Annotated in this window: 11 protein-coding genes and 1 rRNA gene; 10 read left to right on the top strand and 2 right to left on the bottom strand. The window is 36.6% G+C overall.

Annotation, left to right across the window (positions count from 1 at the left end):
- From rrf to PQ474_RS21660, 5 genes are all read left to right on the top strand, one after another.
- Positions 1-76: ribosomal RNA gene (gene rrf / locus PQ474_RS26780) — 5S ribosomal RNA — on the top strand; the annotation flags it as partial.
- 262 nt (positions 77-338) lie between these two features.
- Positions 339-671, top strand: a complete 333-nt coding sequence (locus PQ474_RS21670) for a hypothetical protein (protein WP_273847685.1) — start codon at positions 339-341, stop codon at positions 669-671.
- Positions 584-817 (top strand): DUF6241 domain-containing protein, encoded by a 234-nt coding sequence (locus PQ474_RS26675; protein WP_390186915.1) that lies wholly within the window; start codon positions 584-586, stop codon positions 815-817. Before PQ474_RS21670 ends, PQ474_RS26675 begins: the two co-directional genes overlap by 88 nt.
- Positions 818-1743: 926 nt before the next feature.
- Entirely contained in the window at positions 1744-3591 is a 1848-nt protein-coding gene (locus PQ474_RS21665; protein ID WP_273847684.1) for an LTA synthase family protein, read from the top strand.
- A 177-nt stretch (positions 3592-3768) separates the two neighbouring features.
- Positions 3769-5121, top strand: a complete 1353-nt coding sequence (locus PQ474_RS21660) for a bifunctional folylpolyglutamate synthase/dihydrofolate synthase (protein ID WP_273847683.1) — start codon at positions 3769-3771, stop codon at positions 5119-5121.
- Positions 5122-5159: 38 nt separating this feature from the next.
- Here the strand turns inward: PQ474_RS21660 and PQ474_RS21655 are convergent, their stop codons facing one another.
- Together PQ474_RS21655 and PQ474_RS21650 are read right to left on the bottom strand one after the other, a co-directional pair.
- Positions 5160-5954 (bottom strand): ATP-grasp domain-containing protein, encoded by a 795-nt coding sequence (locus PQ474_RS21655; protein ID WP_273847682.1) that lies wholly within the window; start codon positions 5952-5954, stop codon positions 5160-5162.
- An 18-nt stretch (positions 5955-5972) separates the two neighbouring features.
- Positions 5973-6362 carry a (deoxy)nucleoside triphosphate pyrophosphohydrolase gene (locus tag PQ474_RS21650; RefSeq protein ID WP_273847681.1) on the bottom strand — a complete coding sequence of 130 codons (390 nt, stop codon included), beginning with the start codon at positions 6360-6362 and terminating at the stop codon, positions 5973-5975.
- Positions 6363-6845: 483 nt separating this feature from the next.
- Here PQ474_RS21650 and PQ474_RS21645 point away from each other — a divergent pair, with 483 nt between their 5' ends.
- The 5 genes from PQ474_RS21645 to PQ474_RS21625 are packed head-to-tail and all read left to right on the top strand — an operon-like array spanning position 6846 to position 9159.
- Entirely contained in the window at positions 6846-7778 is a 933-nt protein-coding gene (locus PQ474_RS21645; RefSeq protein WP_273847680.1) for a Phenylacetic acid catabolic protein, read from the top strand.
- Between the two features lie 2 nt (positions 7779-7780).
- Positions 7781-8110 carry a metal-sulfur cluster assembly factor gene (locus PQ474_RS21640; RefSeq protein ID WP_273847679.1) on the top strand — a complete coding sequence of 110 codons (330 nt, stop codon included), beginning with the start codon at positions 7781-7783 and terminating at the stop codon, positions 8108-8110.
- Positions 8107-8349: a hypothetical protein gene (locus PQ474_RS21635; RefSeq protein WP_273847678.1), complete on the top strand. Its 243-nt coding sequence runs from the start codon at positions 8107-8109 to the stop codon at positions 8347-8349. Before PQ474_RS21640 ends, PQ474_RS21635 begins: the two co-directional genes overlap by 4 nt.
- Positions 8346-8969 carry a Phenylacetic acid catabolic protein gene (locus PQ474_RS21630; RefSeq protein ID WP_273847677.1) on the top strand — a complete coding sequence of 208 codons (624 nt, stop codon included), beginning with the start codon at positions 8346-8348 and terminating at the stop codon, positions 8967-8969. The genes PQ474_RS21635 and PQ474_RS21630 overlap by 4 nt, the downstream gene beginning before the upstream one ends.
- Entirely contained in the window at positions 8959-9159 is a 201-nt protein-coding gene (locus tag PQ474_RS21625; RefSeq protein ID WP_273847676.1) for a PaaD-like zinc ribbon domain-containing protein, read from the top strand. Before PQ474_RS21630 ends, PQ474_RS21625 begins: the two co-directional genes overlap by 11 nt.
- Positions 9160-9171: the final 12 nt, after the last annotated feature.

Here is a 9171-nt window from a genome sequence, read left to right as displayed (position 1 = left end):
CGAACACGGTCGTTAAGCTCTTTTGCGCCGATGGTAGTTGGGGGCTTCCCCCTGTGAGAGTAGGACGTTGCCAGGCAGCTTAAAGCATTCCATTACGGAATGCTTTTTTGTGTTTCTTAAAAAACTTCTAGCGCGATTGGAATTCAGGTGTCTTGAAATATCCAGTGGAATAATAGCATTTCATCGAAGAAAAATCTGCGTATTTTTTAAAAAACCGTGTTTTTTTGTGATATTGGAGAGTTTAAAAAAGAGTTGAAAAGAGGATTGGGGATGAAATGCTTATGATATCAAAGCTTTATTTAATGTTTAATCTATCATAAAGGGTTCCATGGCTTACGTTGTTATTTATTATTATTTTGGCAGTGGTTATTTCAAACTCTGTTTTGAAAACACTTGATTCAAAGTTAACTAACCAAACCGTTGTGGTTGAAGGAACAATTGATAAAGGACAAACAACACTTGAGATAATTGAGACTGAAATAGAAGAAACGCTTGAGGAAATGTACCCACTAGATATGAGTGAAGGTCAAATTCAAAACGTCCTTCATGGAATGGTGGACCAAAAGGTAGAAGCAAAGGACAATTGGTTATTCACGCCAATGACAACTCCAAGAATCGGTCGAATATTAGAGTTGAGGAGAATGAATACATCAATGAAACGACATACCTAGGAATATTAAGTCGCTGGTCTATAGGGGACTTTAGTCGAGAAGTACATGATTACGACAGCATCTGGCAGCTTCAAGGTGGAACAATAGGAAAATCGACAGGTTTAGACAGACTCGAAGCAAAGAGGGGAACCGCTACAGAGTTTTAAGCCTCTAGGAGTGGGGTTCTCCTAGAGGCGTGTAGCATGTGGAGCGATTGCCATCTTTGGAAAACGCTCTATAAGATTGAAAGGATTGTTAATGAATAGAAGATCGCTCAGTGATGGGCGTCTATTTTAGTAATGTTTGCTAAAAGGTTGAAATCATAACCAAGAAATTAGAAAAAAGTATTGGGTAAGATTACCTATCATTCTATTTTTCGCGTAGTAGAGGAATTAGTTTGAAGAATAGCGAATATTATCAAAAAATGATGAAAGGAGGTGCTGAGTTTCTCCGCAATACCCCCTTCGATTCATTCGCAGTAAAGATTGAACCATCCCCGCATCGCTCCCCTCTAATACTACAGTACAAAGGAGTGAGGAAGAGAGTGTCCATTGAAAAAGGGGCGTTTTCAAAGACTGCTGAAAAAGTCTCTTTTAGCTGATTCGGGGAAGTGCAATGACTTCACACGTTGCGCGCCTGCTATGAGAAAACCGCTCATAGCAGGCTTAAAAGAAGGCAACGGAACACTCATTGCATAGAGGGTGCTGAAAAAGGTAAAAAGCGTACCTTTTTCAACACCCTCGCGTTTTCACCTTTTTCAATGGACTTAATACTACCAGAAGTAGACTACTTTACCTTATAGTTTGATATTCCTAGAAAAGCTTGAGAAGAAGGAAAATAGAATTTTCTTTAAAGGCATCTATTTTATATAGGTGCTTTTTGATAGGGGAATTGATTTATGAACATAACGTAAATCCTTTTCAAATAATGTATAAATGGAAGAAAAATGGAGTAAAAGATTATATTTGCGTGAATGTAATCGCTTCCAAATGTTTTCAATATTGATGGTTATATGGTATGATTCCCTTTGTTGACAAACTTGGCCTAGCTAGACTAGAGCTAAGATGTTTGATGGAAGGGGTTTGCAATATATATGGTTAACATAAAATCAGTAAAATCGAGATTACAATTTTGGGGTTTAGGAGTCCTCTTACTTACATTAAAAATATATATCATTTATAAAGTAGGATTTAAAATCCCGACGGATAATTTTCTTCAGGAATTTATCTTAATGATCAATCCAATAAGTTCGGTTGTCCTATTATTAGGACTTAGTTTATTTTTCAGTGGAAAGACGAGAAACATTATGGTCATTGTCATGAGTGCTGTTGCTACGATTATTTTATATTTTAATCTAGTATACTATCGTTTCTTTTCAGATTTTATTACGCTCCCTGTGTTATTTCAAACGAATAACGCAAAGGATTTGTCTAGTAGTGTATTAGAGTTAATGGCATTTCGAGATTTATTTTTGTTTGTAGATTTGTTACTTCTAACAATCTTACTAGTAAAAGATAAAATTCCTACTGTGAAAAAGCAGAAGGTCGAAGCTTTTGCGATCGTTGCGTTAGCATTCTTACTCTTTTTTGTGAATTTACAAATTGCACATAAAGAACGTACGGAGTTATTAACGAGATCATTCGATCGTGAGTTGTTAGTGAAAAACATTGGGATATTAAATTATCACGTCTATGATGCCTTTATTCAGTCGCAGTCAAAGACGCAACGTGTGTTTGCGAATGGTTCAGATATGGAAGAGATTATTGAGTATCGAGATGAACTTTATAAAGAGCCGAATGAAGATTTATTCGGCATTGCTAAAGACAAAAATATAATTGTTTTATCATTGGAATCGATACAAGGCTTTGTGATTAACGAGACGTTAGATGGAGAAGAAATCACACCTTTCTTAAATGAATTAATTAAAGAAAGCTATTACTTTGATAATTTCTATCATCAAACGGCTCAAGGTAAAACATCAGATTCAGAGTTTTTATTAGCAAACTCTTTATTCGGTCGAAATAGCGGCTCCGTTTTTTTTACGCACTCAGGTAATTCCTATAATGCGCTTCCTGAAATCTTAACAAAAGATGGTTATTACACATCGGTCATGCATGCGAATAACAAAAGTTTCTGGAACCGTGACGTGATGTATCAATCATTAGGGTATGATACGTATTTTGACATTAATTCTTACGAGGTTAATGAGGAAAATTCTATTGGTTGGGGATTGAAAGACAAGGATTTCTTTGAGCAATCAATTGATTTATTAAAATCCCAACCTGAGCCATACTTCACGAAATTTATTACGTTAACCAACCATTTTCCATTTGAGTTGGGTGAGGAAGATCGGTTGATTAATGAATTTGACTCGAATAGCGGTACATTAAATCGTTATTTTCCTACTGTGCGTTATATGGATTATGCGGTAGAACACTTCTTTGATCGAATGAAAGAAGAGGGCATGTACGAGGATTCTATCTTTATCTTATATGGAGATCATTACGGAATCTCGCAAAATCATAATCGAGCGATGAGTATGTTTCTAGGTAAAGAAGAAATTACAGACTTTGACACGATACAACTACAGCGAGTGCCGATGATTGTTCATATTCCAGGTCACAAAAAGCAAGAGACGATGGATACCGTTTCTGGGCAAATCGATCTTAAACCAACCATCATGCATTTACTTGGAATCGACTCTAAATATGATATTCAATTTGGTTCTGATTTATTTTCACCAGAGCGTGACTCTTTTGCTGTCTTAAGAGATGGAAGTTTTATTACAGATAAGTATGTGTATACAAAAGGAGTCTGTTACCGTAAGCCGTATGGCTGGGAAACCTCTACAGCTAACTGTGAACCTTATATAGAAAAGGCGCAACAAGATCTAGGGTTCTCAGATAGAATTATTTATGGTGATTTATTGCGTTTTTACTAAAAAAATTTGAAAGACCGTACTAATTTCCAGTTAGTACGGTCTTTTTGTCTCATGATTGTCAGTCTTAGATGTGAACAATAGTAATTACCCGTATTCGTTAGAAGTTAAACATTTTTTTATTATTTGTTTTATAATGAATCAGAGAAACTAGAAATCAAGAAGGAAGCGATCTACACGATGTCGATCCATACAGTGAAACAAGCAGAGGATTTAATATACCAATCCTATGTAAGGGCGATTGACCATATAGAGGATGTAAGAGATGAGAAGGTAAAAAAGCCTGAATTAACAAGACGTCTCCTCGATTTGATTGGCACCCCTGATCAAGGGCAAAAATTTATTTTAGTCACCGGTAGTAAAGGGAAAGGTTCAACATCTAGGTTCATCTCTTCACTATTAAGCCATCACGGATTGAAAGTTGGGTTATTCACCTCACCGCATTTAGTTAATTTTAATGAACGAATTCGAATAGACGGAAAGGCGATTTCCGATCAAGATTTGATCAGGATTAGCAATCAAATCAAAGAATCTGTTGAGACGATCGAACAAAACTTATCTTACGATGAATACCAAGGACCGATTGGGATTGCCATTGCTATTGCCGCTCGTTATTTCAAAGAGAATCAAACGGATATTAATGTGATCGAGTGTGGGAGAGGTGGAAAGTATGATGATACAAATGTTTTAAATAACGAGTGGGCCGTAATAACGCCGATCATGGAAGAACACGTACCGAACTTAGGCCCACATCTTTCAAATATAGTGACGCATAAATTAGGAATTATCAAAGAGCAGACGAAACGTATTTACATTAACCATCAATCTGAAAAGGCAACCGCTTTAATAAAAGAAAGGTTACCAAACGATAAGAGATATTCTTTCTATGCTAATGACTTCTCAGTTCAACAGATCGAGATGACTTCAAAAGGTACATCTTTTACTGTCAAAACGAAACGATCGACTTATGCTCATTTATCGGTTCCATTATTAGGAGGATTCCAAGCGATAAATGCAGGAATTGCAGTAAGTGTTGCTGAGGATATCGTAAAGGGTCCATTAAAAGGACGAATATTAAGAGAATGTTTCACACAATTGCAATGGCCAGGACGTTGTGAAGTGATTCAGACAAATCCACCCGTTATTTTAGACGGAGCCATCAATGAAACAACCGCTAACTATGTTAAAGACGTTGTAAAGCTTATTGATCAAACAAGAGAGAAGAAAATAGTTACAATAGTAGGTGTTCCGGCTAATAAAGATTATCAAGGGGTCATGAAGGTGTTAAGTGAAGTGTCTGATGAGATGATTGTGACCCAACCAGATAGGAGTCATTTGCCTTTTCCAGAAGATGCCTTAGAGACCGTTCTTAACTATCATGCGAACGGTGTGAGCTTTCCTTTTCTTGCTGAAGCATTGGATTATGTGAAGAAGGATGTAGACATAGACCTAATCTTAATCATCGGAACTCAAACGTTCATTGGCAATGCCAAACGCCTTTTCGGACATTCCTTACTCGATATTGGAAAATAAACAGAGGAAGATTTCACTTGAAATCTTCCTCTGTTTTTTTAATAACGGGTAAATCTTTCTAAAATGGCTTCCCGGTAAATAGCGGATACTTTTTCTTTCCGGTTGGGGTCTCCTTTTACGTACTCATCAAGCATCACTTGTTCGTTTACTTCTAGTACTAGCAATCCATGAGAAGTATCAAGGATATCGACTGAACAAAAGTCTAATTCAAGCGCTGTAGATGTATCTGTTGCGATTTTTGATAAGATCGGAATGAGAGCAGCTGGAACTTCTTTAGAGAGGCTTCCGCCTATCAAATTGTGCTTCCAAGAGGTAGTTCGTTCTTTAGCTAGGAATAGTTTCGGCTCATCCTTTAACATGATAATACGATATTCGTATGTGGATGGATAATAAGGAGAAAGACAAGCATTTACCTCTAAAGAAAATAACGTCTTTAATTTGGATTGCAACTCCTCTGCTGAATGAATTTGATAAACATTTTTGCCTTGAGAGCCATCATCCTGCTTCAACACCATGTTCTCCCCAAATGAATGAAAATGGCCAGCAGCCAAATGATAAGAGTTACTTTTGGAAAACCTAGATGAATCATTTAATAAAAAATAGTGTTCCACCGCTGGAATCCCAGCTTTTTTAAGAACCGAGTAGGTTCCTGATTTACTACGGGCTATTTTTAAACTAGCACTATTATTTAACCCAATTTCAACATCATGCATAATAAAAGACTTTTGCTCCTTTTTGGCACGATACAAATAATTAGGGGCGATCTCTTCAAATGTGACATCGTCGTGTTGGACGGATTCTTGAATGAGCGCAAGATAAGGTCTATCGGTCATCTTAATCAAACATCTCCTTTATGGTGCCGTAATGATTTGTAAAGTAGGGATATCAGCGGGTGCCCAATTCAATTGATGTAATTGATCTAGTTCCACCCACTGTATTTTGGCATGTTCCTTAGCAACTGGGTTGCCGTTTCGAATCCTACATAAGTACGTGTGCAAATGTACTCTCATGTTGTCATAATCGTGGGTGACCTCCGTTATTTTTTTCTCCACTAAAACAGTACAACCTAATTCTTCTTGAATTTCTCTTGTCAATGCTTCAGGATAGTTTTCTCCTTTTTCTACTTTACCTCCAGGGAATTCCCAATAATTAGCTAAGATCATCTCTTTTGATCTTAATGCGCACAAGACGCGCTTGCTTTCATCTTGAATGACGGCACCAACTACAGTAACTTCTCTCATTTTTTATCTCCTTTTATACGTAATGTTATCTAAATCATAGTCTCTACCTTATGAAATGTCTATTAATTGGAGGACTTAGTAGAGCTCTGCTAAGTCCATATCCAAACACCCCAAGCGGAACAAAAAATCAATTTAGCCCAAATTACTAGATTTTCACTAAAACACTTAATGTTTATATTACGTTATTAAAACGATAAAAATAAAAACATGATATAAAAATGAATTTTGAAGATAGGGACTAAAAGCTAATCCCTATTTCATAAATGGCTTTGTCATTGGATCTATTTAAAAGGTTAGGGAAGAACCCCCTTTAAATTAGCACTATTCACAAGTTATTTACTGTATTTATGGTTAAAAATATAAAAAAATATAAGAGTAATAAAAATTTTTATAAAATTATTGACAGAATACTCAATCTGTTTTATATTACGTTATATAAACGTTAGAAAATAAAACATAATAAATAAAAATGAGGTGTTTGTAATGAGAAGAGAGGAATTGTTGGAGAAAATCAAAAAGGGCTTTATTTTAGAAAAAGAAGAGGATATGAATGACGAGTATTTAGATGCGTTAAAACAGACGTTACACATCGTAGCGGATACGGAGCTTTTAAGTGTACCTCCGTTGTTAACGGTTTACGAACAAGCACCGAGCTTAAATTTAAAAATTACCGCATTAGCCGTTATGCAAGACGAGATTGGTCATGCGCATATCGCTTGGCGTCTACTAAAGGATTTAGGGGAAGACATTGAAAGTCTAATGTTTAACCGCGAAGCTCATAAATGGAAAAATCCGCATGCCTTTGACTATAAATTAGACAATTGGATTGAATTAGGGGTATTTAACGCATTTTTTGATAGAGCAGGTTACACATTGCTAGGTGATGCTTATCAACATACGACGTATGGTCCATGGAAAAGAGCGCTAGTAAAGGTTGATAAAGAGGAACTTTTTCACCTTCGTAACGGAGAGGTTATTATGAGAAATGCGATGAAGGATCCTGAAACGGCGAATCAAGTACAGGAAGCTGTAGATTGGATGTTCTTAATGGCACTTGAGTTCTTTGGGGTTGCGGATAACTTAAAAAGTAGATCTGCTCAATTAGAATATAGCTTAAAAGGCAAAACCAATGATGAACTTCGTCAAGTGTGGTTATCTACAGCGATTCCTTTCTGTGAAAAAATTGGAGTGAAAGTGCCAGCTCACTACGACGAAGAAACTGAAAAATATGTATTAGATGTTCCATTTCCATGTGTATTTGATGCGGAGAATAAGAAATGGCATTTTGATCAACCGGATACGTGGGAGAATGTCATTAAGAGATTTAAAGCTCGTGGTCCGCAAAACAAAGAATTTATTGATCGAGTTCAAAAAGGGTATGTTGAATTAGAAAATCTTCGTAATGAGGTGGTTTGATCATGACAAAAATAGTAACTCCTACAGAAGAAAGATTTTGGAAAGCGCTAACAGAAGTGATGGACCCGGAATTTCCTATAAGCGTTGTCGATATGGGCCTTATTTATGACATAAAAGAGCAAGGTGGTACGGTTGATATTACAATGACGTATACGGCTTCCTCTTGTGCTTGTATGGAATGGATTGAAAGTGATATTGAAAAGCGTCTTTTAGAAGAGGAAGGTGTGAAAACGGTGAATATTCATGTCGTATGGGTACCTGCATGGACAGTTGACCGTTTAAGTGATAAAGCGAAAGATCAATTAAAGCATTGGGGTGTGAGTTCAAAATGAATAATGAGAAACAAGAATACTATGTGTTTACAAGAATTAAACGAGGAGATGAGCTTTTATTTATAGGCTCTGTCGATGCCGATTCTGATAATCTAGCAAAGGTGTTTGCTAATTATACGTATGATGAAGAAGATTGGTTTGAAATGTTTGTCGTAAGAAAAAATCATTTTTTAAAGGTTGCTTTATCAGAGGGTGTAATGAACTATGAATCTCGTGTAAAAGGAGCTGAGGTATTATGAGTAACACCGCTTTAATTCAATTAATTGAAGGCATTGCAGATAATAAATATATTTTAGGTGATCGTTTAGTTGAGATTGGATTTAGTGGACCTGATATTGAATCTACTCTAGCATCGGTTGCCATTGCTCAAGGTGAATTAGGTCATGCTAGAATTCTATATAAATGGACGCTAGATTTAAAAGGGCACAAAGGCAAAAAGCCTGATCATAAAAGTGAAACGGGAAAAGCTTTCTCTGAAGTGAAAGCAATTAATAGTTGGGTAAAACTAATGGCTGGTTTTTATGCAGTGAACTTGGCTATAGATGTCGTCATGGATAGGATGGCAGAGGCCAATCACGAGGACGTCATCGCTCAAATCAATAAGCTGTACTTAGAGCATAAAGAACACTGTGTCTACTCTGAGGGCTGGGCATTAAAGTTATTGAACGATGTTGGTGCGGTTCCGAGGAAATTTGAAGAAGAGCTAAATAAAGTTTTAGTTGAAGCCGAAGCTTGGTTGCAGGAAATAGAGAAAACGAAAGAGTTAGAGGGGTATCTTGCTCCCCATCAGCTCGCTAAGCAATTTAACGACCAAGTGGCTAACTTAAAAGGTAAAGGGGAGGTTGCGAATGTCCACTAGAACGGAAAAGCCATTTTGCTCCTTCTGCAATTCAGAAAATGTCAATTTAATCGCGCCATTTGGCACAGCGCAACTTGTTAGACAGTTTTATTGCGGTGATTGCAAAAGTGTATTTGAGTATATCCGTTGGAGAGACGAAGACCAAAACAAGCATACGGAGCATTCAAAAAAATGGATCAGAAACAATTAACATAGTAACTTA

Source organism: Halalkalibacter alkalisediminis (assembly GCF_028610705.1).
Classification (GTDB): domain Bacteria; phylum Bacillota; class Bacilli; order Bacillales; family Bacillaceae_D; genus Halalkalibacter; species Halalkalibacter alkalisediminis.
Note: the sequence above shows the minus strand (reverse complement) of the source record. Positions and strands in the feature narration are given on the sequence as shown.

Bases quoted from the DNA above. Each gene is read 5' to 3' on its own strand.
- PQ474_RS21635 (WP_273847678.1), top strand. From the start codon at position 8,107: ATGAATAATGAGAAACAAGAATACTATGTGTTTACAAGAATTAAACGA.
- PQ474_RS21660 (WP_273847683.1), top strand. From the start codon at position 3,769: ATGTCGATCCATACAGTGAAACAAGCAGAGGATTTAATATACCAATCC.
- PQ474_RS21645 (WP_273847680.1), top strand. From the start codon at position 6,846: ATGAGAAGAGAGGAATTGTTGGAGAAAATCAAAAAGGGCTTTATTTTA.
- PQ474_RS21625 (WP_273847676.1), top strand. From the start codon at position 8,959: ATGTCCACTAGAACGGAAAAGCCATTTTGCTCCTTCTGCAATTCAGAA.
- PQ474_RS21640 (WP_273847679.1), top strand. From the start codon at position 7,781: ATGACAAAAATAGTAACTCCTACAGAAGAAAGATTTTGGAAAGCGCTA.
- PQ474_RS21650 (WP_273847681.1), bottom strand. From the start codon at position 6,362: ATGAGAGAAGTTACTGTAGTTGGTGCCGTCATTCAAGATGAAAGCAAG.
- PQ474_RS21665 (WP_273847684.1), top strand. From the start codon at position 1,744: ATGGTTAACATAAAATCAGTAAAATCGAGATTACAATTTTGGGGTTTA.
- PQ474_RS21655 (WP_273847682.1), bottom strand. From the start codon at position 5,954: ATGACCGATAGACCTTATCTTGCGCTCATTCAAGAATCCGTCCAACAC.
- PQ474_RS21630 (WP_273847677.1), top strand. From the start codon at position 8,346: ATGAGTAACACCGCTTTAATTCAATTAATTGAAGGCATTGCAGATAAT.